This window comes from Cytobacillus kochii (assembly GCF_044790165.1).
Taxonomy (GTDB): Bacteria; Bacillota; Bacilli; order Bacillales; family Cytobacillaceae; genus Cytobacillus; species Cytobacillus kochii.
The window spans coordinates 3,966,174-3,991,468 of record NZ_CP085254.1 but is presented as its reverse complement, the minus strand read 5'-3'; the positions used below and the strand labels follow the sequence as shown (position 1 = coordinate 3,991,468).

General features: G+C 37.7%; 25 protein-coding genes. 22 read left to right on the top strand and 3 right to left on the bottom strand.

Features of this window, described 5'->3' with window-relative positions; all coding sequences use genetic code 11:
• Positions 1–5 precede the first annotated feature (5 nt).
• From fliS to hpf, 4 genes are all read left to right on the top strand, one after another.
• Complete coding sequence (fliS, locus tag LG276_RS20410; protein ID WP_251162129.1) at positions 6–404, top strand: flagellar export chaperone FliS; 399 nt, start codon at positions 6–8, stop codon at positions 402–404.
• Positions 401–751, top strand: a complete 351-nt coding sequence (locus LG276_RS20405; RefSeq protein ID WP_224937146.1) for a hypothetical protein — start codon at positions 401–403, stop codon at positions 749–751. Before fliS ends, LG276_RS20405 begins: the two co-directional genes overlap by 4 nt.
• 9 nt (positions 752–760) lie before the next feature.
• The gene (locus tag LG276_RS20400; protein WP_180316929.1) at positions 761–1,138 is read left to right on the top strand and encodes a hypothetical protein; all 378 of its coding nucleotides are present in this window, start codon (positions 761–763) and stop codon (positions 1,136–1,138) included.
• 151 nt (positions 1,139–1,289) lie between these two features.
• The gene (hpf, locus tag LG276_RS20395; protein ID WP_095371838.1) at positions 1,290–1,838 is read left to right on the top strand and encodes a ribosome hibernation-promoting factor, HPF/YfiA family; all 549 of its coding nucleotides are present in this window, start codon (positions 1,290–1,292) and stop codon (positions 1,836–1,838) included.
• Positions 1,839–1,967: 129 nt separating this feature from the next.
• Here the strand turns inward: hpf and LG276_RS20390 are convergent, their stop codons facing one another.
• Positions 1,968–2,615, bottom strand: coding sequence for a GntR family transcriptional regulator (locus LG276_RS20390; RefSeq protein WP_224937145.1), 648 nt, complete (start codon positions 2,613–2,615; stop codon positions 1,968–1,970).
• Between the two features lie 214 nt (positions 2,616–2,829).
• Here LG276_RS20390 and LG276_RS20385 point away from each other — a divergent pair, with 214 nt between their 5' ends.
• From LG276_RS20385 to LG276_RS20355, 7 genes are read left to right on the top strand one after another with little or no spacing between them, the layout of a single operon-like run.
• The gene (locus LG276_RS20385; RefSeq protein WP_224937144.1) at positions 2,830–3,804 is read left to right on the top strand and encodes a metallophosphoesterase; all 975 of its coding nucleotides are present in this window, start codon (positions 2,830–2,832) and stop codon (positions 3,802–3,804) included.
• On the top strand, positions 3,801–4,586 hold the full coding sequence (locus LG276_RS20380; protein ID WP_224937143.1) for a tyrosine-protein phosphatase: 786 nt from the start codon (positions 3,801–3,803) through the stop codon (positions 4,584–4,586). The genes LG276_RS20385 and LG276_RS20380 overlap by 4 nt, the downstream gene beginning before the upstream one ends.
• Before the next feature lie 21 nt (positions 4,587–4,607).
• A complete protein-coding gene (locus LG276_RS20375) occupies positions 4,608–5,432 on the top strand; it encodes a metallophosphoesterase family protein (protein ID WP_404292658.1) in 825 nt (274 codons plus the stop codon).
• 18 nt (positions 5,433–5,450) lie between these two features.
• On the top strand, positions 5,451–6,776 hold the full coding sequence (locus tag LG276_RS20370) for an ABC transporter substrate-binding protein (protein ID WP_289434648.1): 1,326 nt from the start codon (positions 5,451–5,453) through the stop codon (positions 6,774–6,776).
• 24 nt (positions 6,777–6,800) lie between these two features.
• Positions 6,801–7,763: a carbohydrate ABC transporter permease gene (locus tag LG276_RS20365; RefSeq protein ID WP_404292656.1), complete on the top strand. Its 963-nt coding sequence runs from the start codon at positions 6,801–6,803 to the stop codon at positions 7,761–7,763.
• Between the two features lie 13 nt (positions 7,764–7,776).
• Positions 7,777–8,592, top strand: coding sequence for a carbohydrate ABC transporter permease (locus tag LG276_RS20360; protein WP_095371844.1), 816 nt, complete (start codon positions 7,777–7,779; stop codon positions 8,590–8,592).
• Between the two features lie 20 nt (positions 8,593–8,612).
• Positions 8,613–9,680 (top strand): ABC transporter ATP-binding protein, encoded by a 1,068-nt coding sequence (locus LG276_RS20355; RefSeq protein ID WP_404292654.1) that lies wholly within the window; start codon positions 8,613–8,615, stop codon positions 9,678–9,680.
• A 255-nt stretch (positions 9,681–9,935) separates the two neighbouring features.
• On the opposite strand, the gene LG276_RS20350 is transcribed toward LG276_RS20355, so the two are convergent.
• Positions 9,936–10,364: a VOC family protein gene (locus LG276_RS20350; RefSeq protein ID WP_289434640.1), complete on the bottom strand. Its 429-nt coding sequence runs from the start codon at positions 10,362–10,364 to the stop codon at positions 9,936–9,938.
• Between the two features lie 461 nt (positions 10,365–10,825).
• Positions 10,826–11,131 (bottom strand): YkvA family protein, encoded by a 306-nt coding sequence (locus LG276_RS20345; protein ID WP_095371847.1) that lies wholly within the window; start codon positions 11,129–11,131, stop codon positions 10,826–10,828.
• Positions 11,132–11,482: 351 nt separating this feature from the next.
• Between LG276_RS20345 and LG276_RS20340 the strand changes: the two genes are divergently transcribed.
• The 11 genes from LG276_RS20340 to LG276_RS20290 all read left to right on the top strand — a co-directional run bounded on the left by LG276_RS20340 (position 11,483) and on the right by LG276_RS20290 (position 24,975).
• Positions 11,483–12,550, top strand: coding sequence for a YecA family protein (locus LG276_RS20340; protein ID WP_289434637.1), 1,068 nt, complete (start codon positions 11,483–11,485; stop codon positions 12,548–12,550).
• A 189-nt stretch (positions 12,551–12,739) separates the two neighbouring features.
• On the top strand, positions 12,740–15,265 hold the full coding sequence (gene secA, locus LG276_RS20335; protein WP_251162118.1) for a preprotein translocase subunit SecA: 2,526 nt from the start codon (positions 12,740–12,742) through the stop codon (positions 15,263–15,265).
• 130 nt (positions 15,266–15,395) lie between these two features.
• Positions 15,396–16,506, top strand: a protein-coding gene (gene prfB / locus LG276_RS20330) for a peptide chain release factor 2 (protein ID WP_157733891.1) whose coding sequence is annotated in 2 segments (ribosomal slippage) — positions 15,396–15,467 and positions 15,469–16,506 — 1,110 coding nt in all. Because the reading frame shifts where the segments join, the coding sequence is not laid out codon by codon here.
• A gap of 564 nt (positions 16,507–17,070) precedes the next feature.
• The gene (locus LG276_RS20325) at positions 17,071–17,643 is read left to right on the top strand and encodes a hypothetical protein (protein ID WP_251162116.1); all 573 of its coding nucleotides are present in this window, start codon (positions 17,071–17,073) and stop codon (positions 17,641–17,643) included.
• Between the two features lie 39 nt (positions 17,644–17,682).
• The gene (locus LG276_RS20320; protein WP_251162115.1) at positions 17,683–17,877 is read left to right on the top strand and encodes a hypothetical protein; all 195 of its coding nucleotides are present in this window, start codon (positions 17,683–17,685) and stop codon (positions 17,875–17,877) included.
• A 516-nt stretch (positions 17,878–18,393) separates the two neighbouring features.
• A complete protein-coding gene (locus tag LG276_RS20315; protein WP_251162114.1) occupies positions 18,394–19,269 on the top strand; it encodes a YitT family protein in 876 nt (291 codons plus the stop codon).
• Positions 19,270–19,325: 56 nt separating this feature from the next.
• Positions 19,326–19,679 (top strand): cytochrome c551, encoded by a 354-nt coding sequence (gene cccB / locus LG276_RS20310; RefSeq protein ID WP_224937129.1) that lies wholly within the window; start codon positions 19,326–19,328, stop codon positions 19,677–19,679.
• 527 nt (positions 19,680–20,206) lie between these two features.
• Complete coding sequence (gene ftsE / locus LG276_RS20305; RefSeq protein WP_251162113.1) at positions 20,207–20,893, top strand: cell division ATP-binding protein FtsE; 687 nt, start codon at positions 20,207–20,209, stop codon at positions 20,891–20,893.
• The gene (ftsX, locus tag LG276_RS20300; protein WP_251162112.1) at positions 20,883–21,776 is read left to right on the top strand and encodes a permease-like cell division protein FtsX; all 894 of its coding nucleotides are present in this window, start codon (positions 20,883–20,885) and stop codon (positions 21,774–21,776) included. The genes ftsE and ftsX overlap by 11 nt, the downstream gene beginning before the upstream one ends.
• A gap of 91 nt (positions 21,777–21,867) precedes the next feature.
• The gene (locus LG276_RS20295; protein ID WP_224937126.1) at positions 21,868–23,250 is read left to right on the top strand and encodes a murein hydrolase activator EnvC; all 1,383 of its coding nucleotides are present in this window, start codon (positions 21,868–21,870) and stop codon (positions 23,248–23,250) included.
• A 288-nt stretch (positions 23,251–23,538) separates the two neighbouring features.
• Positions 23,539–24,975 carry a S41 family peptidase gene (locus LG276_RS20290; protein WP_373370923.1) on the top strand — a complete coding sequence of 479 codons (1,437 nt, stop codon included), beginning with the start codon at positions 23,539–23,541 and terminating at the stop codon, positions 24,973–24,975.
• Positions 24,976–25,295 lie beyond the last annotated feature (320 nt).

Genomic DNA, 25,295 nt, shown 5'->3' with positions numbered 1-25,295 from the left:
AAAAGATGACAACCAACCCGTACCAAAAATATCAACAAACTTCTATTAATACAGCCACACCGGCAGAACTAACGATGATGCTTTACAACGGTTGTTTAAAGTTTATTAGCATTGCCAAGCAAGCAATGGAGCAAGGGGAAGTTGCGAAGCGCAATGAAAATATGCAGAAGGCGCAAAATATCATACAAGAATTTATGGTGACACTCAATCAAGAGGTTGAATTATCTAGTGATTTGCTACGAATCTATGATTATGTGTTGAGAACCTTAGTTGACGCCAATACACGCAATGATCTCACAGCTTTAACAGAAGCGGAATCAATGATTATGGATCTTCGTAATACATGGAAAGAAATGATGTTAGCGCAGAAAAAACCTCAAATGGTTGGCAGTGAACAATCATGACAGCGACAACTGATTTGATCGTTTGTACGCGTGAGTTATTACTTCATTTAAACCAAGGCTTACCTGAACATGAACGAGAAGCTTACATAAAGAAGACGGATGATTTGCTTGATCAACGATTTATTTTAATGAAACAAGTTGATTTTCAGTCAACAGAAGCTCAGAAGATGAAAGACGTGCTATTGAAGCAGGATCGTGCGATTAAACAATTATTAGATCAGCACCAGCAAATCATTAAGGATGATATCAAAAGATTGAAGGTGCAGAAAGTAAAGAGTAAGCAATATGCGAATCCGTATGAAGCTGTTGGGATGAGCGATGGTGTTTTTTATGATAAACGAAATTAGGTGATGAAGTTGAAGGAGGAGCAGTATATTCTCCTAAGAGAGTATTGTTCTGTGTTAAATACACTAGAAGAAAGCTTTACCTATATTGTAGATAGCTTTACAGATTTAGATAAAGATGATGGTGATGCGCTTCTTTTTGAGGTGATTGATTCTTTTCCACAAATCAAAGCAGTGAACGAGCAATTACTGCATTTGTTTAAGGAAAACAGTGAAATGGTTCATATTATGCATGTGTTTGAAAAGGTGCAGGAACAAGCTGATCGACTGGAGCAAACCATCGGTAACGCGCCAGAAAAACAAGAAATATTACGTGAGCAATTTTTCCCTTTGTTTGCAGCTTGGCACCGAATGATAGACTATGAATTGCAACCTTATTTATTTTCTTAATACCGTTAAAAAGGTTTTAGCAGGACTTTTTACGGGTAACATAGAAATATAGAGTATAGTCTTATTTAAAGACTAGCTTATAAGGATTAGCTGAAGAAGGACAGGCTAAATCATCCTTATGACTCTTATAAAGAGAAGGAGGAGTTCACTTATGAATTTTAACATTCGGGGTGAAAACATTGAGGTAACTCCAGCAATCAGAGACTACGTCGAGAAGAAAATTATGAAGTTGGAAAGATATTTTACTGAAACTCCTAATGTAAATGTAAACGTAAACCTGAAAACCAATAATGATAAAACGTCAAAAGTTGAAGTAACGATTCCGATGACGAATCTTGTACTTCGAGCAGAAGAGGCTCATGCTGATATGTATGCAGCCATCGACTTAATCAACGACAAGTTGGAGAGACAGATTCGTAAACATAAAACGAAAGTCAATCGTAAATTCCGCGAAAAAGGCGGCATTAACGAATTATTCGCTACTTTTGAGGAGCCTGAAGAACACCCAGAAGAAGACAATGACTTAGAGGTCGTTCGCCAAAAGCATTTTGACCTTAAGCCAATGGACAGTGAAGAGGCCATTTTACAAATGAACATGCTCGGCCATAGCTTCTTCGTCTTCACCAACGCAGCCACAAGCTTAACCAACGTCGTATACAAACGAAAAGATGGACGCTACGGACTCATCGAAGCGCAATAATATAAAAAGGAAGCAGGTAGGTGCTATGGCACTACCTGCTTTTTTCATGTGCGAAGAGAAGTTGATGCTACAGAAGATAAATAGTAGCAGAACATTAATATGTCTTCCCTACGTAAGTCGTGCAAGTATTCATATCGCTCCCATTATTAAGATGCGTTCCCTTATTTGTGCTCGCCATTCTTTTAGTAGTTCTTTTGTTTGTTCGTACTCCTTTGCCTCAATGGATAGGTAAAGTGCTTCATTATAATGAGCACCAGAAAAGATCCGTTTTTCTGGGTAAAGCAAGTAATTGGCCATAGAACCAATGATGATTTTGTCCATATGCTGATCCATAATTTGAAGCATGATTTGGTTTTGTCCAGCAGCTATGATTTGTCTTATGAATTGTAATGAGTGAGTCGCATAAGAGAAATAACGATCGTTCTCTTTATCTAGTAGTTGTTGCTCTAAATGTTCATTTAAAAGTGATAAATTAAATGAATAAAGCGGATTTGTTTCTACCTTTTCAAGCGCATACATTTGATGGGTGAAAATGACTTCGAACATATCTAGTATCTCTTTAGATGATACTTCCTTCACCATCACGCCTCTATTTTTTAAGGAGATCACTAACCCTTCTAGTTCAAGTTTAGCCATCGCATTAGAGATGGGTGTGCGACTCATAGCTAATTCCTCTGATAATTTATATATGGATAGTAAGCTTCCCGGTAGGTATTCACAAGTAAGAATTTTCGTTCGAATGGTGTGATAAGCGGTATCTATTAAAGATTTTGTCATTGTCGTAATTCCTCTCTGTCTAAATCCATTAATTGAACATCCTATGATTATACAATTATAGCGATGATTTTCTAAGAATACATCTTGTAACCTTTGAATTTACACTAAATTTAAAAATTTCACCAAACTCATAAAATGATTCATGTGAGATTAACATCTTATTAACATGCTAGTTGTATACTTCAGTTGTATTTAAATAAAGGAGGACAAATGGATGCATGTTATAGATCAAAAAAAGCTTGGGACGCAACATTATTTTAAAGAAGATTTTTCTAAGAATGGTAAGAGACCTTGGTTTGGAAACATGTCCACTCACCTTGAAAATGATTTTTCGTTTGCAGTTGTTGGTGATCGCTGTGGGATTACAACACCAGGCATTTTTGAGAAAGGTTTGCAGGTAGTAAAAGGCCTTAATCCTGATTTTGTCCTTTCGGTAGGTGATTTCATTGAAGGTTATTGGGATCAAGAGGAAGCGGCCCATGGAGAGTGGGACTATATTGATCAGTTAATTAAAGATGTAGACATTCCATTTTATTTAACAGTTGGTAACCATGACTATGGAAATGACACTATGGTTAAAGTTTGGCGTGAGCGAAAAGGTTTTGAGTATTACGCTTTTCGATTAAATGATTATTTATTTCTAGTGATGAATACAGAGGAAGATCCTTTAGGTATGCCTGAATCATTTGTAAAGAGTTTTAGAGATATTACCAATCAAGTAGTTGAAAATCCAGCAAAAGCAAGAGGGTACATTGAAGAATTCTTCGGACAAATGACTGAAGGGGCTTCGGAGGAAGATATTGAGAAGGGGAACTTACCTCATATTTCAGATGAGCAATTACAGTTTTTTGCTGAAGTGTTACATGAAAATAATGATGTGAAACATACTTTTGTATTTATGCATAAGCCAGCATGGAAAACGAAGGATCCTAAGTTCAGCCAATTTGAAAATATGCTTGAATCAAGAATGTATACGATGTTTGCAGGACACCTTCATCAATTGGAAGTAATGAAAAAAAATAACAGAAATTATATTCAAATGGGTCGTACGGGTGCATGTTGGCACGGTGATAGTGTAGGATCGATCGATCATATTCTTTTAGTAACAGTAAAAAATGGCGAAGTTGGTTTTCAAGTTATCGAACTAGATGGTGTCAGTGATTTGGAAAAGTATGAGGTGAATCAATGACAACAACAGGACTTTATTCTCAAACTGTTCCCCTAAAAGGGGCTCTGAATTTTCGTGATATGGGAGGGCTCGTTACCGTAGATGGTCGAAAAGTACGAAGAGGCATCTTATATAGAGCGGGAGATTTAAGTGGATTAACGACAGATGATATTGCTCAACTGTCTAAACAAAAGATTAAATATATATTTGACTATCGTAGAGAAGATGAAGCAAATGAAAAACCTGATCCGGAAATTGGTAGTGCCAAGCTTTTACGCGTACCGGTAATCGCTGAGGATAATATCGCCGAGCAAGTATCGAAAGTAAAGAAAAAAGAAGATGTATTCAAACACTATACTAAAGAAACATTTTTAACACTCTATTCTACTTTTCCGGTTCGAAATGCTTCTTACCAAGCTTTGATGAATTTATTAAAGGAACCAGAGAAAAACTTGCCGCTAATCCATCATTGTGCTGGAGGAAGAGATCGAACAGGTATAGGCGCCATGATTATTTTACTTACACTCGGTGTGCCATTTTCAACTGTGATGGAAGATTACCTTTATTCTAATGTTGCTTTAGCCACCTTTCATGAGCAAATGTTTCTGCAGGCAGAAGCAGCACTTGTGGAAGAGGAGGTATTGCAATTAAAAGCAGCTTTTTTATTACAGGAAGAATACTTACTTGCAACTAAATCTGCTATAGAAGAAATATATGGCGATTTTGATACTTATTTGTATCTAGAGTTTGGAATAACAAATGAAATAAGGAAAAAAATAAAAGATTTTTGCTTGCAAGAGTAATTTTCTAAAGGGGATATGAACATGGAGAAATTAAGGTTTGCTCATTTATCGGATACACATATTTTAAGAGAATACAAAGGCAGTTTAATTGAAACATTAACAGGTGTTGACAATAATCCAACTGAAACGTTGAAAGGAATATTACAAGCAATCACACAAGATGAAAAAGCGCCAGATTTCATTTTAATTAGTGGGGACCTTGTTCACGAAGGGACAGTTGAAGATTATGCTTTTTTAGCTAAATTACTAGAAGATCATATCATAGATATTCCTTATTATTTAGCTTTAGGGAATCATGATGTGACAGAAGCTTACTGGGAAGGTATAGGCAACGTAAAAGGAGAGAAGCGGGACTTATTTTACGAAGCAATTATTCAAGGCTATCGCCTAATCGTACTAGATTCTAGCTATGATCATAGTGGAAAAGGTGTAGTGAGTGAGGAACAACTACAATGGTTAAAGGAGACATTAGCTCAGCCTGCCCCTAATGGTTCGATTGTTGTTGTCCATCATCCATTGGAAGCTGGACAGGTGGTCGATGGTCATAGCTTATCGAATTCAGCAGAGGTATTGGCTATTATAAAAAATACCGATGTCAAACTAGTTCTTAGTGGTCATACTCATCAGAATAAAGTAACTACCTATGAAAATATTCTATTATCTACTGCGGGAGGAACTTCTTTTAGTATGGAAATTGGTCAAGAATTAGCTTCGTTTAATAATCGTACGGGCTATAGCATATGTACATTAGGCGAAAATGGTGCAAGTGTAGAACATGTTAGGTACCCAGATAAGTTTGATACATTTTTATCAGTAGAATTGAAGCAGATGCTTCAGCATTCTTAAGTGAAGGGGGAGGGGTAAATGGTTATATTAAAAAGTAAGAGGCTATCGATTATGCTCACTCTATTGTTAGGTATCGCTGCAGTGTTAAGTGCTTGTAGCTCTTCTGACGCTTCAACCGTCTCACAGGAAATGGGAGAATTAGATCCTGAGAACCCTACAAAGATAACTTTTTATTCTTATAGTTTAGCTGCTCCAACAATGAAAGAGGGTATGGAACATCTAATTAATGAGTTCAATGACACAATTGGAAAAGAAAAGGGTGTCATTGTTGAAGGGGTTGCTGATGCCTCTTATCAACAGTTTAAGGCAGATATTGCGGCTGGAAAAGCGGTTGATATTGTTCAACATACTTTTTCAACATTAGATAATTCAAGAGAAACTCTCGGATTCCAAGCTTATGAAGATGTGTTTCCAGCAGAAGAATTAAACAATCATCTCAGTGGCATTTCAGACAATGCATTGAGTTTAGGAAAAATAGATGGAAAGACATATGGGTTGGCATTTACATTTAGCACACCGATTGTTTTTATGAATGGAAAATTATTCGAAGAAGCGGGCTTAGATCCAACCAAACCACCACAAACGTGGGAAGAGATTAAGGAATATTCACTTAAAATAAATGAAGAGACAGGCAAAGATGGCTTTGCGTTAGCACCGGATAATGGTTGGACAACTGAAGGTGTGATATTAAGTAATGGAGGCAAAGTACTTTCTGATGATCGTAAGGAAGCGCAATTCGCAAATCAAGAAAGTATTGAAGCGATTGAAATGTGGAAGGATCTCTATCAAAACGGTGCCCATGCAGTTGGGAGTGATACGGAGTTACCCGAGCAATTTATGGCTGGTAATCTAGGAATGTACATTACTTCTACTGCATTGCATAGCGGATTTAAAAACGCTTCCGAAGCGGGTGGCTGGGAACTTTACGGCGCTGGTTTACCATCATTCGGAAACAATCCGTCTGTACCAGTGAACTCTGGCAGTGTTTTAGCTGTTAGACCAGATAATGATGTGAAAAAGGCAGCGGTTTGGGAGTTTATTAAATATGTTACTGGCAATGAAGGCTATACAATCATAACTTCTGAGGTAGGGTATTTACCGCTCAGAACAGAGTTAGCTGATGATCCCAATTATTTAAAAGGATTTATTGACGAAAATCCATTATATAAAATCAACTTGGAGCAATTGAAAAACATCCAACCAGCAGTAATTTGGCCAGCGGAATATGCAACTGAAATGTCCAATATATTTAGAGATGCGATTGTTCAATCGGTTTCAACGGATGCAGATGTAGAAAAAACTTTAAAAGCAGCAGAAGAAGAAATTAACCAATTAATACAATAGGTGTTCATGAGAGAAGGGAATCTTATGAGTGAGGTAAAAAGCATAATCGTATCAGAGCAAGGAAAAAAAGTGAACGAGCAGAAAAACAGACGTGTTGCTCGTTCACTTATAAAATGGAAACCTTATTTATTTTTACTACCTGCTATTCTTTTATTAGGGGTTTGGATGTATAAACCGTTACTATCTACTTTTGTTTTAGCCTTTCAAAAGTGGAGTATGGTCCCAGGCACAGAACCTATTGCAGTAGGGTTAGATAATTTTATTCGCTTGTTCCAAACTAAGGACTTCGTTCAATCTATTGAAAATACAGTTTTTTATACAGTGGGTATACTACCTTTCTCTATCATCATTCCAATGCTTTTAGCTGTAGCAACAAATGGGTTAAATGGCAGAGTGAAAAATGTGTATCGGGCAATGTTTTTCATCCCAATGATATTGGCACCAGTAACTGTAGGGGCAATCTGGAGATGGCTCTTTCATCCTGCCAATGGATTAGTCAATATTACATTACAAAAACTTGGAATCACCGATGCAAACATCTCTTTCTTTACTGATCCAGTCTATGCGAAATGGCTCATTCTTTTGATGACAGGATGGGGCTTGATTGGATTTAGTACGATTATTTTCTCTGCAGCATTGACCAATATTAACAGAGATTATTTCGAAGCAGCAGCTTTAGATGGTGCGACGAAATGGAAGCAATTAATGACGATCACTATTCCTTTATTGTCACCAACAATATTGTTTATGCTCACAATGAGTATTCTATTTTCTAGTCAATTTACCTTCGCTTATATTGATATTTTAACAGCAGGCGGTCCGTTCGGTACGTCAACGAATATTTATTATGAGATGTATAAATATGGATTCAGTAACTTAAATGCAGGATTAAGTTCAGCAGCCGCGACGTTATTTTTTATTGTATTTGCGATCATTGCTATCGGTTTAAATGTGTTAACGAAAAAATTTGCATTCTATGATAATTAAGGGAGTAAAAGTGATGAAACGGATAAAATCAGTAACGGTACTTCAGCATTTTCTATTAATAATGATGAGTATCATCGCTATTTTCCCACTATATTGGATGATTATCTCTTCATTTAAAAATGAATCTGAAATTTTCACAAGTTCTTTTATACCACAGGCACCAACATGGCAAAATTATCTATATGCATTCGCAGAAATGCCTATCATACAAATGTTATTTAACTCATTTGTAGTTGCTACTTTAATGACGATTTTGCAGTTGTCAACCAGTTTATTAGCGGGGTATGCATTAGTCCGATGGAATTTTAAAGGGAAACTTTTAATTTTTACATTACTTAGCTTAACTTGGCTGATTCCTTTTCAAGCGGTAATGATTCCAAACTATGTATTGATTAATCAAATAGGCTTAAATGAAAATCCATTAGGTATTGTCTTACCATTCGCTGCATCGACCTTTGCCATTTTATCAATCTATCAAAGTTTTAAGTCATTTCCTACAGCACTAATTGATGCGGCAAGGTTAGATGGAGAGTCTGACCTCGGTATTTTATTAAGAATTATCCTACCAAATATTCGTTCGACCGTCATATCATTGGGTATCATTCTTTTTATTAATGCTTGGAATGAGTATTTATGGCCAATGTTAGTGACGAAAGAAATGGAGAATGCACCCATTCAAATTGGCTTGAAGTCTTTTGTCAATTCCGATGTGAATATGTGGGGATCACTAATGGCAGCTACAACTATCTCATGTATACCGATACTACTTATCTATTTATTTTTACAAAAACATATCGTTGACTCTTTTGTTCGATTTGGCATCAAATAAATAAGCTGGGGGCGTAAATTATGGGGAGTATCAAAGTTGAACAAATGAAGAAATCTTTCGGTCAAAAAGAAATACTAAAAGGAATCGATGTTGATATACCAGATGGATCCTTTGCCATTTTACTAGGTCCCTCAGGATGCGGTAAGTCAACGCTATTGCGTATGATTGCTGGTTTAGAAGAACCGACAAGTGGGTCTATTTTTATTAATGACCAAGATATTACCTATAGCGAGCCTAAAGACCGTGATATCGGCATGGTTTTTCAAAATTATGCATTGTACCCGCATATGACAGTATTTAAGAACATTGAATACGGATTAAAAATAAAAAAAATAGAGAAAAACAAACGTCTAATCATGGTAAATAAAGTGATTGAGATGGTGGAGTTAACAGAACACGCTAATAAGCGTCCAGGTGAGTTATCAGGGGGGCAAAGGCAAAGGGTGGCGTTAGCGAGGGCTATTGTTAAAAGGCCGCACGCGTTTCTAATGGACGAGCCTTTGTCCAACTTGGATGCAAAACTGAGAAATCAAATGAGACAAGAACTTATTGAATTACAAAAAGAATTACAAACTACCTTCCTTTATGTCACACATGACCAAATTGAAGCGATGTCAATGGGGTCATATATCATTATTATGAATAATGGTCATATCATGCAAAAAGGGACACCGAAGGAAATCTATACAAATCCAGCCAATCTATTCGTAGCACAATTTATTGGCTCACCCCCTACAAATATATTGTCTTATGGTGATTATTCCATCGGTATTCGACCAGAAAATATGAGTATGAAGGAAGATGACCTTAATGTGAATGCTGATTATGTATTAACAGGTGCCGTTGTTTCTACTGAACATTTAGGTGGAGAATCTATCTATTGTCTTACAACGGATTGGGGGAAAGTTTTTGTAAAAGGTGAGTCCACGTGGCAAACACCTACTAAAGAAACCCAAATCGCATTTTCAAAAGAAGATGTCTTGGTATTTGATAAGAGTGGGGAAAGAGTGAGAGATGTTAATTTGGTAGAAAATCTTTTAGCAGAAATGAAGGTAAGTAATAATAGAAGAGAACCAGTGGTTTTATAACAGGTATGCGCAATTCCAGTTAGGAGATTGCGCTTTTTTAAGTTTTGTAGGGGTCACAGGGAATCATTCATTTGCCGAGTCCTAGGAATCGATTTTTTCTGGTGCTTCTTTTATTTGTGCCTCACAGTAAAATTTCGACGTTTGTTGTATCGCTCACAACCTTTAATAAATATCGCTTATTTTAGGATACATGACCAAAAAGCTGAATAAACAAAAGCCCCTTCTAAAGTAGAAGAAAGGGCTGATTTAAAACTTTCATTCGTCTTGCGGAAGAGCTGAAACTTGCCACTCTACTCCATATTTATCAGTTACTTGTCCATATGATGGGCTCCAAAACGTTTCTTGTAGAGGCATTGTAACTTTCCCCTCTTTAGACAATTTCTCAAATATTTGTTTTGATGAATCCACTGAATCGATTTGAATGGCAATGGTTACTTGATTTCCAATCGTATAAGGAGCTCCAGGAAAATTATCGGAAAGCATCATAGTGGTATTGCCTACTTTAAATTGAGCATTCAATACACGGTCCTGTGCTTCACTTGGAAGTGGGTGATCCGGATCCTCTGGCATCTCTCCAAATGTTTGTAACGAAATAAGCTCTGCGTTAAAGACATCAACATAAAATTGCACTGCTTCTTTTCCATTTCCATTTGTTACTACATAAGGGTTTACTGCTACAATCATTTTTAGCACCTCATCGTCTCATTTTTTGACCACAGAATATTTATTTGATACCTTGTATCAAACTTTATTTCTATATTTCTACTAAAACAGATTTACACCTTCTTATTTCGTCAAAAAAAGAGAAGCATTTAAGCTCTCTCTTAACTTCATACTTTAGATAATCCGAAAATAGTGTTAATAAGTACCCTCTACTATAGCCTTCATCTGCCTGTGAAAACCAACAGGCATAAGTTTCTTTAGATTCCCCTTCATATCAGGTATACGAACTGGGAGATTACGTAAGGAATATCCTTTCAAAAGTCACTTCGACTTCACTTCACTTACGGACAGCCTTGAGTAAATAAAATTCTTGCTTCAATAGCTTCCAAAAAGTAACATAACCAACATTGATTCATTGTCTTAATTAAACGCAAAAAAGCCCTCAACAAGAACAGAGGGCAATCCATATATAAGCATTTATTTTATTTCTTCACGGGCTTCTGGTTGTCATCCAAGAGCTTCGAGTACTTCAGTTTCAACCGGTCCGGTGCATATTTAACCATGCTTTGAAGGATAAAGGTTGTGAAGAGTACATCATCTGTGATACCGATGATATAAAGAAAGTCTGGAATGAGATCTATTGGAATGAGGATATAGGCAATCGATACGCCTACAGGAAGTAGTTTCTTCCATAAAGGAATATCTTTAGCTGCTAAGTATTCAAAGAAAAAAGGAATGAATCTCCAGAAGGTTAGGACAAACCCAACACGTTTAAAGAATTTCTTCATCTTCCTCTTCCTTTCCGATTGTTGTCTGTTATTTCCCTCATCATACCTGTTGAGACGATTATTGACAATCTAAATGCTGTTTATGTTTCATTACCCCTACTCTTTAGAAGATATCCTTTACTCTATCAGTTTAATTATACTGAATCATTCCATCTTTTATAATTTTCTATTAAATGACCTTAGCCCTAGATTAATGTTAGTATAGAATAGCGATAATTTTGTAGGTTAGCCGGGGGCACTTATTGTGAGTCGGCTTTTAGTTGAGTTGGAATATCCGCGATCAACGAAAGTAGATAACTAATCATATATAATAGAACAAGCTGTTCCTAGGTGATGAGAGGAGAATGAAATATGCAAACAGCTGTGAAAATTAATCGAAATGACCCTTGTCCTTGTGGCAGTGGAAAAAAATACAAAAAATGCTGTGCGAAAAAGGAAACAATTACTATTACAGAACTCATTGATAATGAAGTGAGCGAGTTACAAAAAGAATTACGTATTTTTGCGTATCAAAGATATGGTAATGCCATTAGAAGTGAGTATCAACAATTAATGGAAAAACTGGAAGATACCGATAAAGATGACGCGGAATTTTTCGAATTTATGATGCCTTTCTGGTATATTCCGTTTAAAACGGTTGAAGACGGTGAAACGATTCTTCATAAGTTTATTGAACATAAAGAATCAGCTGTCTTAAGACCAAGATTACAAGAAATTCTACAATCTTGGAAAGTGGCGATCCCGGTAGCTGGGAAAGTGATTGGACTTGATGATAGAGACTTACATTTTGTAGATACACTGACAAATGAATCGTATACAGTCGTATTAGATGAAGCAATGAATGATTTTTCTGAAGGTTGGTTTGCTTTCGGTGTATTATTCCCATATGAGGACAAATATACCGCTTTTCCTTGCTTATTCGAAGTATCAGAAGGAAAAGCAGCAGATTATGAGGGTTATCTAAAAGATGATTTTGCAGCAATTGGAAATAATCATGCTATCCAATATCTCGAAGATCATTTCTTGGAGCTCATGCATCGCCTTCCAGAGGCAGCTGCAAGTGTAGATATGGATGCTTATGAATGGCCAACCGAAGGGGCTAAACAAGTGGCAGAGCAATTTGAAAAAGATATGACTGTAGCGGGAGAACCGCAATGGGTCATTAATTTCGGTGTAGGTGTGTGGGTAGAATACATTAAACAAACGAATAAACGTATTCAAAAAGCAGAAAATTATATTGCTGCCCTACGTTATTTTGTTTATGAACAGTCAGGTGTCGAATCAAGTATGACACAAAAAGAGCTTGGGGAAAAATACGGGCTAACAGCTGGCCGAGTATCTACTTACTACAGGGATATTCAGAGCCAAGTAGCTGCATTTATTGACGATATTTTTAATAAAACAAAGCAAGATAATTAAATGGGAAAGAAGCTAGGAATGAATCTAGCTTCTTTCTTTATTATTTCGCCGCCCTAAATGACAAAATTACTCCTTCACACCTGACAAAAGTTGTCTCTACCCATGCGAAGTGGTATCATTAATACCATATATCATTGTTTCAGGAAGACTTTTTAAATAGACATCTCCAATAGATAAAGGAGCGTTTGTATGCTTGGGATTTTAAATAAGGTTTTTGATGTGAATAAACGTGAATTAAAACGCCTAACGAAAACGGCGGAACAAATAGAAGCATTAGCTTCGAAGATGGAAGCGCTGAGTGATGAACAGTTAAAAGCGAAAACGGGTGAGTTCAAAGAGCGTCATCAAAAAGGTGAATCGCTTGATGATTTACTAGTAGAAACATTTGCTGTGGTAAGAGAAGCGTCAAGACGTGTGTTTGGCTTATATCCTTATCCCGTACAGTTAATGGGTGGGGCAGCACTTCATGATGGCAATATATCTGAAATGAAAACCGGTGAAGGTAAAACTTTAACTTCGACGATGCCGGTTTATTTAAATGCGATTTCAGGAAAAGGTGTACATGTTGTAACAGTCAATGAATACTTAGTGACTCGTGATGCTACTGAAATGGGACAACTATATGATTTCCTTGGACTAACTGTCGGTTTGAACTTAAATGGTATGTCTAAAGAGGAAAAACAAGCAGCCTATGCAGCTGATATTACTTATAGTACAAACAATGAATTAGGATTTGATTATTTACGAGACAATATGGTGCTTTATAAAGAGCAAAAAGTGCAACGGCCGTTAAATTTTGCAGTTATTGATGAGGTTGACTCGATTTTAATTGATGAAGCGCGTACACCGTTGATTATTTCTGGATCCGCACAAAAATCAACGAAACTTTATTTACAAGCGAATGCCTTTGTTAGCCGCTTAAAGGTAGAGGAAGACTTCACTTATGATGAAAAAACAAAAGGTGTGCAATTAACGGAAGAAGGGATGACAAAGGCCGAGAAAGCTTTTGGCATTGAAAATTTGTTTGATGTTTCTCATGTTTCTTTGAATCACCATATTACGCAAGCGCTAAAGGCACACACAAGTATGCATAAAGATGTGGACTACGTTGTACAAGAAGGCGAAATTGTGATTGTCGACCAATTCACTGGCCGTCTTATGAAAGGTCGTCGTTATAGTGATGGTCTTCACCAATCAATTGAAGCGAAGGAAGGCTTAGAAATTCAGAATGAAAGTATGACCCTTGCTTCCATTACATTCCAGAACTATTTCCGTATGTATGAAAAATTATCAGGTATGACAGGTACAGCAAAAACAGAAGAAGAGGAATTCCGTAACATTTACAATATGAATGTCATTGCAATTCCGACAAACCGTCCTGTTGCACGTGATGATCGATCTGATTTAATTTATGCAACGGTGGATGGAAAATATCGTGCTTTAGTGGAAGACATAGCAGAACGCCATAAAAATGGGCAACCAGTCCTTGTTGGTACAGTTGCCATTGAAACGTCTGAAATTATCTCAAAATACCTAACGAAAAAAGGGATTCCGCATAATGTCTTGAATGCGAAAAACCATGGCCGTGAAGCAGATATTATTTTAGATGCTGGTAAGTCTGGCGCCGTTACGATTGCTACAAATATGGCTGGTCGTGGTACGGATATCAAACTTGGTGAAGGTGTCAAAGAAGTCGGCGGATTAGCTGTTATCGGTACAGAGCGACATGAAAGTCGTCGAATTGATAACCAGCTCCGTGGTCGTTCTGGTCGTCAAGGTGATCCTGGTGTTACCCAGTTCTATTTATCAATGGAAGATGAATTAATGCGTCGTTTTGGTTCGGATAATATGAAAAACATGATGTCGAAGCTCGGCATGGATGATTCGCAACCGATTCAAAGTAAAATGGTTTCACGTGCAGTTGAATCTGCACAAAAACGAGTAGAAGGAAATAACTTCGATGCCCGTAAACAATTGCTTTCATATGATGATGTGTTGCGTCAGCAACGTGAGATTATTTATACACAAAGAAATGAAGTGCTTGATTCAGAGAACTTAAGAGAAATTGTCGAGCGTATGGTTCATAGCGTCTTAACACGGAACGTCCATGCTTTTGCTTCACAAACAGAAGAAGATGGTGACGATGAATGGAACTATGAAGGATTAATTGATTACGTTAAAGGAAATCTTCTTCCAGAAGGAACAGTTACAGTGGAAGATATTCGCAGAAAAGAAGCGGATGAAGTAATCGATCATATTTGGGATAAAATCATTGCCTTCTATAATGAAAAAGAAGAAAAAATGCAAAGTGAACAAATGCGCGAATTCGAAAAAGTGATTATGCTTCGTGCTGTTGATACAAAATGGATTGATCATATTGATGCCATGGATCAACTTCGTCAAGGGATTCACCTGCGCGCGTATGGACAAATTGATCCACTGCGCGAATATCAAAAAGAAGGCTTCCACATGTTTGAAATGATGATTGCTGCTATTGAAGAAGATGTAGCGAAATATGTGATGAAAGCAGAAATTCGTGACAATCTTCAACGTCAAGAAGTAGCAAAAGGCCAAGCTGTCAACCCGAAAGAAAGTGAAGACGGTAAACAGAAGAAGAAAAAGCCTGTTGTCAAACAAATGGATGTTGGTCGTAATGATCCATGTATTTGCGGCAGTGGAAAAAAATATAAAAACTGCTGTGGTGCAAAAGGTTAACAATATCTGAATAAGAGCCGGCAAAAACCTGTTTATAAGGGTCGCTGCCGGCTTTTTACACGAAGTGTTTCACTTTGCCTGGAGAAGTTATATAATATAAAGGTTAAAAATATGTGTAGAGGTGACCAAGATGGAATTAGCAGAGATTCGTCATGAGTTAGAGAAAACAGCTAAAATTTTAGCGGACTTTAGGGGGTCTCTTTGACTTAGAAAACAAAGAGGCACGTATTGCAGAACTTGATAACGAAATGCTTCATCCTAGTTTTTGGGATGATCAACAAGCCGCACAAGTAGTGATCAATGAGTCCAATGCATTAAAAGAACAAGTCAATGAGTTCAATGATTTAAATGAGACGTTCGAGAATCTCGAATTAACATATGAATTAGTAAAAGAAGAAGCAGATGCAGAACTTCAAGAAGAGCTTGAAACGGAGATCGTCGCTTTATCTAAGCGTTTAGCTGATTTTGAGCTGCAATTGCTTTTAAGTGAAGAATACGATAAAAATAACGCGATTTTAGAACTTCATCCAGGTGCTGGTGGTACAGAGTCTCAGGACTGGGGTTCGATGTTATTACGTATGTACACTCGTTGGGCAGAGAAAAAAGGATTTAAAGTAGAAACATTAGATTACCTGCCAGGTGACGAAGCGGGAATTAAGAGCGTAACATTGTCTATTAAAGGACATAATGCATACGGCTATTTAAAAGCGGAGAAAGGCGTTCATCGACTCGTACGTATTTCGCCATTTGATTCTTCTGGCCGTCGCCATACTTCCTTCGTATCTTGTGAAGTAATGCCAGAATTCAACGATGAAATTGAAATTGATATCCGGACAGAGGATTTGAAAATTGATACGTACCGTGCCAGTGGAGCAGGTGGACAGCATATCAATACAACGGATTCAGCGGTAAGGATTACGCATTTACCGACAAATGTCGTTGTTACATGCCAGTCAGAACGTTCCCAAATTAAAAACCGCGAACAAGCAATGAAAATGTTGAAAGCGAAACTTTACCAAAAGAAAATCGAAGAACAAGAGCAAGAATTACTAGAGATCCGTGGAGAACAAAAAGAAATTGGTTGGGGAAGCCAAATTCGTTCCTACGTCTTCCACCCATACTCTATGGTCAAAGACCACCGTACAAACACCGAATCAGGCAATGTACAAGGCGTCATGGACGGAGACCTAGACATCTTCATCAACGCTTACCTACGTTCTAAATTGAGCTTAGGTGAGTAAGAAGAAAAAGCAGCGTCCACAATGGAGGACGTTGCTTTTCTTATATTGGTGATAATTGAAGCCGGAAACGAGGTTTGGTAAATGGGTCAGAATTGAGGTTGGGGATGAACGCTATGTGAAGTGGGTTTGGGAGTCACTTGGAAAGAAGAAGGGAGATGAGAGCTTCGTAAAGTGGAATTGTGAGTCACTCAGCAGGAAAATTGGAAATGAGAGCTTAGCAAACTGGAACTGTGAGTCGCTCAGAAAGAAAACGGAAGCTGAGAGCTTCGCAAACTGGAATTGTGAGTCACTCAGAAAGAGAACCGAAAGATGAGAGCTTCACAAACTGGAATAGCAAGTCACTCAGAAAGAAAACGGAAGCTGAGAGCTTCACAAACTGGAATTGTGAGTCACTCAGCAGGAAAATTGGAAATGAGAGCTTAGCAAACTGGAACTGTGAGTCACTCGGAAAGAAAACGGAAGCTGAGAGCTTCACAAACTGGAATAGCAAGTGACTCAGAAAGAGAAGCGAAAATGAGAGCTTAGCAAACTGGAATTGTGAGTCACTCAGCAGGGAAATTGGAAATGAGAGCTTCGCAAACTGGAACTGTGAGTCGCTCAGAAAGAGAACCGAAAATGAGAGCTTCACAAACTGGAATAGCAAGTCACTCAGGAAGAAAACCGAAGATGAGAGCTTCACAAACTGGAATAGCAAGTGACTCAGAAAGAAAACGGAAGCTGAGAGCTTCACAAACTGGAATAGCAAGTCACTCAGAAAGAGAAGCGAAAATGAGAGCTTCACAAACTGGAATAGCAAGTCACTCAGGAAGAAAACCGATGCTGAGAGCTTCACAAACTGGAATTGCAAGTCGCTCAGAAAGAGAACGGAAGCTGAGAGCTTCACAAACTGGAATAGCAAGTCGCTCAGAAAGAGAACCGAAAATGAGAGCTTCGCAAACTGAATTAGCAAGTCGCTCAGAAAGAGAACCGAAAATGAGAGCTTCGCAAACTGGAATAGCAAGTCGCTCAGAAAGAGAAGCGAAAATGAGAGCTTCGCAAACTGGAACTGTGAGTCACTCAGAAAGAAAATCGAAGCTGAGAGCTTCACAAACTGGAACTGAGAGTCACTCAGAAAGAGAAGCGAAAATGAGAGCTTAGCAAACTGGAATTGTGAGTCACTCAGCAGGAACCCTAAAAATGAGAGCTTCACAAACTGGAACTGTGAGTCACTCAGAAAGAGAACCGAAGCTGAGAGCTTCACAAACTGGAACGGTGAGTCGCTCAGAAAGAGAAGCGAAAATGAGAGCTTCACAAACTGAATTAGCAAGTCACTCAGAAAGAAAACCGAAGCTGAGAGCTTCACAAACTGGAATAGCAAGTCACTCAAAATGAAAATCAGAAGCGGAAGCACAGCTACCCCGTATCACGTAAAAGGTTTTCACATCTATGTTAAGGAAGAACAATTAGCACATCCACTCAAGAAGATTCCACAATGGAAAAGGGTTGAGGTTCTAAACGAATTATCCCACTATTCATGGCTACATAAAACCAAAAACATAACAAGCCGAGACCAAGCAACTCACTTTAAAGTAAGCCTCTACTTAGACCCCTCCACATGCATCCCTAAAATAAATCTAAATAGAGAACGTATAGTCTTCTCGCATAATCCCACCCACCACAACTCATAATAAATTTTATATCTTTGTTTATTCACCCCTTTAACACAGTAGTTGAATGTCATTTACATAGGATAAAAGCCATGCTATACTCACTCTCTGAAAAGACAAAGGTGATGAAAAGATTGAATTGTGCGCATATACTCGTAATTGAGACGATTTCTTATTGCCTCGTGTCCTTTAGCAAATGAACATCATATTAGACTTGGCACTAAGGAGGCATTTTACGTAAATGAATAGTCAAAAAGTAAATAAAAAGAAGCGAAAGACTGTATCAGGGAACTCAAAGTTAGTTGAATACGTATTCGTATTGATTGGATCGGCACTTGTCGCTATCAGTTTTAACTTATTTTTACTACCAAATGAAGTGGCCTCAGGGGGAGTAAGTGGGATTAGCACAATTTTGAAGGCTATTACAGGATGGGAGCCAGCTTATGTGCAGTGGGCACTAAATATTCCCCTATTTATTGCTGGGGTCATATTATTAGGTGGATCATTCGGTATTAAAACATTAGTAGGAACCATATTCCTTCCTTTCGTCGTTTTCTTAACAAAAGACTTGGAGCCTTGGACAATGGATCCGCTACTTGCCTCTTTGTTCGGTTGTATCGGTGTCGGTTTGGGTCTAGGTATTACTTTCCGCGGGAAGGCATCTACAGGTGGGACTGACTTAGCAGCTCAGATTATTCATAAATATACCGGATTATCTCTCGGTGTTTGTGTGGCACTGATTGATGGATTGATTGTGATAGCAGCTGCTTTTGTGTTTGATATTGAAAAAGGTTTATATGCATTAATCGGCCTATATGTAACGAGTAAAACCATTGATATCGTTCAGGTTGGCCTTGGTAGGAAAAAAATGGCACTCATTATTACGAACCGTCAAGATGAAGTTCGTGATGGAATTTTGAATAAAATTGATAGAGGTGTGACAAAACTATCAGCATACGGTGGATATACAGATCATGAACGTCCTGTTTTAATGTGTGTGGTTGATCAGACAGAGTTCACGAAATTGAAACAACTCGTTCAATCAATTGACCCATCTGCTTTTATCATTGTTAGCGATGCTTCAGAGGTACTTGGAGAGGGTTTTAAACGGGCGTAATATTGGTATAATTTCACTGTAATCTGTAAATTTTCCTATAAAGGGAGGTAAATGTAATGAAGAAAAAGCTTTTATCAATTCTTTTCGGCTCAGCTCTTGTTTTTTCACTCGCTGCATGTGGTGGCAATGATGAGGCAGGTGACGACACTGCAACAGATGATAATACGAGTGGTGAAGAGTCAACAGCGGATGCGGGAGATGCACAAAAACTGTATGACAATAACTGTATGAGTTGTCATGGTGGAGATCTTTCAGGGGGTGCTGGACCTGCGTTAGATAAAATCGGTGCTAACTACTCTGCTGATGAAATTCACGACATTATTATCAACGGTAAAGGTGCAATGCCTGGCGGACTCTTGAATGAAGAAGAAGCGAATACAGTTGCTGAATGGCTTGCAGCTAAAAAGTAATTAAAGAGAAAAAACGCGCTCACTCACAGCGCGTTTTTCTTTGGGAAAAATAAAGAAAAATCGACAAATGTTCACATTAACCTAGGGGGGGAAAACGTCACTAGCATATCGAGTCAACTATAGAGCTGCTTACATAATATTAAACGGAAAATTGCGACAAAAGAAAGGTCTAATTATCTAATATTGGAAAATAATTCTATTATAATTCCTCAAAAGTAGACATATTTACCTATAATATTACTGTGTTGAAAAGAAAATGTAATAATTTTATGCGTTATTTTGACAATATATGATGTTATAATGGGTGAAGTAAACGTAAGAAATGTTGTTTGATCCCTCGAGTCAATGGTTTTTAGAAGAAGATGTCAGTTTATGTCGATTAAATGCATCTTTATCATTCACACACCGCAATTGCCCCGCCTAAGGAAAAGAAACCCACTTTAACTGATGATTATTTTATAAAAAATAATTGGGTTAGGCTTGCGCAATTTTTACTAAAAATAAACTCCGGATATAAGGTGATCTACATGTTAGAAATGAAAAATGTATATAAAAAATATAAAAATGGTGTTACTGCAACAAATGGCATTGACGTGAAGATTGACCAAGGTGAGTTTGTCTATATCGTTGGTCCAAGTGGTGCAGGTAAATCTACATTTATAAAAATGATGTATCGAGAAGAAAAGCCAACAAGCGGTACAATCACTTTAAATGGCATAGATATGGGTTCATTAAAGAACAGTAAAGTTCCACTCATTAGGCGTAATATCGGAGTTGTCTTCCAGGACTTTAAGCTGCTACCGAAGTTGAATGTATATGAAAATGTAGCGTATACACTTGAAGTTATTGAAGAGAATCCGAAAAATATAAAGAAAAAAGTAATGGAAACATTAGATTTAGTTGGTTTGAAGCATAAGGTGCGCATGTTTCCAGATGAGCTTTCAGGTGGAGAGCAACAGCGTGTTTCCATCGCTCGATCAATTGTCAATCAGCCAAAGTTGGTTATTGCCGATGAACCAACAGGAAACTTAGACCCTGATACATCTTGGGAAATCATGAATATCTTTGAGGAAATCAACACGAGAGGTACAACGGTTATCATGGCTACCCACAACAAAACGATCGTTAATACGATAAAGCATCGTGTCATTGCGATTGAGAGTGGCAGAATTGTCCGTGATGAGCAAAGAGGTGATTACGGATATGAAATCTAATACTTTTTTAAGGCATATAAGAGAAAGTTTCAAAAGCTTAGGTCGTAACGGTTGGATGACATTTGCTTCTGCAAGTGCCGTCACAGTTACATTGATTCTTGTTGGTGTATTCTTTGCCATTATGATGAACCTTAACCATATGGCTAGCAGTATTGAAAGTGATGTTGAGATTCGAGTTTATATTGACCGAACCGCAACAGAAGAAGATGCCACAGCATTAGAAGAGAAGATTGCAGCAATGCCGAAAGTTGATTCTGTGACATTCTCTGGGAAAGATGAAGAACTAGATAGTTTAATTAGTAGCTTAGGTGAAGAGGGAGAAGCGTTTAAGCTTTTCCAACAGGACAACCCATTAAATGATGTTTACGTTGTGCAAGCAAAAACACCAAATGATACGATTCCATTAGCTGAGGAAATCGATGAAATGGAATTCACTGCTAACGTGAATTATGGACAAGGAACGGTTGAGAATTTATTCTCTACCATTAACTTTGGCCGTAATATAGGCATTATTTTAATTGTTGGTTTATTATTTACCGCTATGTTCTTAATCTCAAACACGATTAAAATCACTATCGTTTCAAGACGTCACGAAATTGAGATTATGAGATTAGTTGGGGCAACAAATTCCTTTATACGCTGGCCATTCTTTTTAGAAGGGTTATGGCTAGGGTTACTCGGGTCGATTATTCCAGTCGCTGCTGTAGGTACAGCTTATTATTACTTTTATGATTACGTATCGCCAAAACTTCAAGGCCATTTTATTCAACTGTTAGAGGTAACACCATTTGTTTACCAAGTAGGTGCGATTCTCATACTATTAGGCGCAATTATTGGCGTTTGGGGAAGTTTAATGTCTGTTCGTAAGTTTTTGAAAATATAAGGATGCTTGAGCTGGGTTGGCATGAGATGCTGACTTCAGCTCTTTATACATATTTGCCACGGGGAGAAACATACGAGAGGGGAAAATGAAATTGAAGAAAAAGATGGTAACATTATCTTTAGCCGCAATGATGAGTGTTGGAACGGTTACGGCAACATTGCCAACGAATGCTTTTGCCGATAAGCTTGGGGATTTAGAAAGTCAAAGTGAAGAGCTTAAGAAAGAGCAATCTAATATTGATTCGCAGATTGATAAGTCTCAAAAAGAGATTGAAAGATTAGTAGGCGAACAAGAGGATGCAAAGACTGCTGTAGAAAGACTAACGAAGGAAATCTCAGATGCAGAAGCGCAAATAGATGAGAAAAACAAAGAGATTGAAGCAAAGAAAGCAGAAATTAAAAAGCTTGAACAAGAAATAGAAGATTTAAAAGAACGTATTAAACAAAGAAATGAACTTTTAAAAGACCGAGCACGTTCGATGCAAGAATCAGGTGGAACAGTTAATTACATAGACGTATTACTTGGCGCACAAAGTTTCAGTGATTTTATTGGACGAGTTGGTGCAGTAGCGACAATTGTTGAGGCTGACCAAGAGATTGTAAGACAGCAAGAAGAAGATAAGAAATCACTAGAACAAAAACAAGCAAAAGTAAAAGAAGATTTAGCTTCGCTTGAAGGTATGCGTAAAGAATTAGAAAAAATGAAAGCAAATCTTGATAACCAGAAAAAAGAGAAGGCTAATCTTATTACAATTTTAAAAGAAGAAGAAGATCATCATCACGCTGAAAAAATAAGTGGTGAAGAAGAAAAAGAATTATTAGCTGCACAAGAGAAAGCTGTTGCAAAAGCAATACAGGCAGAAAAAGATCGTCAAGCTGAAGCAGCACGAAAAGCTGAAGAAGCGAGACAAGCCGAACTCGCAAGACAGGCGGAAGCAAAAAAAGCAGCTGAAGCAGCCAAATCAGCAAAACAAAATGCAGGCACAACTAGCAGTTCCGGCAACAGTGGTTCCGATAGTTCTTCAGGATCTAGTGGTGGACAAGAACAAGTACAAACACCACCTCCATCAAGTGGAGATTGGATTCGTCCTTCAGCAGGTGTATTAACTTCAGGTTTAGGACAAAGATGGGGCTCTTATCATGCTGGAATTGATTTAGCAGCTGCAGGAACAGTGCCTATTTATGCGGCAGCTGATGGTGTGGTCATTCAATCTTACCATTCATCTAGCTATGGTGAAGTCGTATTTATTGCACATTCTATTAATGGACAAACGTATACAACGGTTTATGCACATATGAGAAGTGGCTCAAGATCTGTAAGTAATGGTCAAACGGTTTCACAAGGTCAACAAATTGGTTTAATGGGTAACACAGGACAATCGACAGGACAACATTTACACTTTGAATTGCATAAAGGTGGTTGGAACCAATCGAAATCCAACGCAATTAACCCAGTTGGAATTGTACCATTGTAAGAGAGGAGCTTTTAAAGCTTCTCTTTTTTCTTTTACCCATCGTACGATATATAAAACAATTTTAGCATAAAAATGGCCCTTTTGATACCTCAACTGAGGTGAAAAAGAGTCATTTTTCACTTTTTTGGATATTAAAAGACTTGTGTTGCCTTTTTTAAGAACAGGTGGGATATAACAGAGCTCTCTTCGCTTACTTTGTGGTTAAACAATTTCCCAATCATAACTCGTCCTATTCATTCATATATTGGTGAAAGAGCCACAGTTGCTTAAAGAAGGGACGGCGGTTAAGTGGGCAATAAGAAAGTAGTCATATTAATGGTCATATCGTTACTTGTGGGCGCGATAGGTTCTTATGCAGGCTTTCAATTAAAGTTAAATATATCGCAAACAAAACAGTTAGAAGAAATGGGAGGTAATCAACAGCTTGCATCTGATTTGGAGAAAATGAACGCTGCTTATCAGCTCATTTACAAAAATTATGTTGAAGAAGTTGATGCACATAAGTTAACAGAAGGTGCGATTCAAGGGATGCTTTCCACGTTAAACGATGATTATTCCGTTTATATGGATGAAAGTACAGCAAAACAATTTAGTGAAACACTCGATTCTTCATTTGAAGGGATTGGAGCCGAGGTTAGTTTAGTAGATGGTAAGATCATTATTGTATCCCCAGTAAAAAATTCACCAGCAGAGCAAGCTGGGTTGAAACCAAATGACCAAATCATCAAGATTGATGATGAGAGTGTGGAAGGTTTTAATTTATTGCAAGCGACCTTAAAGATAAAAGGAAAAAAAGGGACAAAAGTCAAATTGACCATTATGAGAGAAGGTTTACAAAACCCGTTAGAAATAGAAATTGTCCGGGCAGAAATACCTCATATTACAGTCAATTCTGAAGTTATAATGCATGACAAGGAAAAAGTTGGCTATGTTGAGATTACTTCTTTTGCAACAGATACAGCTAAGGAATTTAAGATTGCTCTCAAGGACCTAGAAGAACAGGGAATGGACAGTTTGTTAATTGATGTACGAAATAACCCTGGTGGACTATTAAAAGTAGTTGACGAAATATTGGAAGAGTTGGTTACGAAGGATAAACCATATGTGCAGATAGAACAAAGAAACGGTGAAAGAATGATGAATTTCTCTCCTTTAGAAGAGAAGAAATCGTACCCTATCGGTGTCCTTATTGATAAGGGTAGTGCATCTGCTTCAGAAATATTAGCAGCAGCCCTCAAAGAAGCTGGTGATTATCCGTTAATTGGTACACAAACATTTGGTAAAGGAACAGTTCAACAACCTGTTCCAATGGGGGATGGCAGTAATATTAAATTGACCTTATATAAATGGCTTACACCTGACGGAAATTGGATTCATAAAAAAGGTGTCGCACCTACTTATGAAGTAAAACAATCTGAACTGTATGAGACTCATCCCATCCAAGTGGAGAAAACGTTAAAAACGGACATGAATAATGATCAAGTGAGGAATGCGCAATTCATATTAAAAAGCTTAGGTTATGCACCTGGTCGAGAGGATGGCTATTATAGTGCTGCAACTGCAACAGCAGTTAGAGCGTTTCAACATGCGGCCGGACTAACAGCAAACGGACAAATTGATGAAAAAACAGCCGAATCTCTTGAAAAAGAAGTCATTAAGCAAAGAAATAATCAGGACAATGATATGCAATTACAAACAGGCTTGCGTATTATGGCAAACCAATAGCGCTTACTCTCTATATATCAACGCCGGACAAACTCAATGTTTGTTCGGCTTTTAATGTGAGGTTGATAAAAAAGGCTACGGAGGAAATGGCAAAATAGGAGGAGGGGAGCATATACAGAAGTACCTGTATACAGTGGATGAACGAAAGCGAAAATCTTCGCTTTTTGGAAAAAAGGTTTTGCGAGTTACTCAAATATAAAAAGGGATGTAACTGTCAGGTAATAGCGTTAGTGTGTTTTCAAGTTAAAAAACAGAAACGAGAAACCACTCGGAAACTGCGCGAAAGAAGAAACCCCTTTCCCATTTGAAAGTAAATTCTA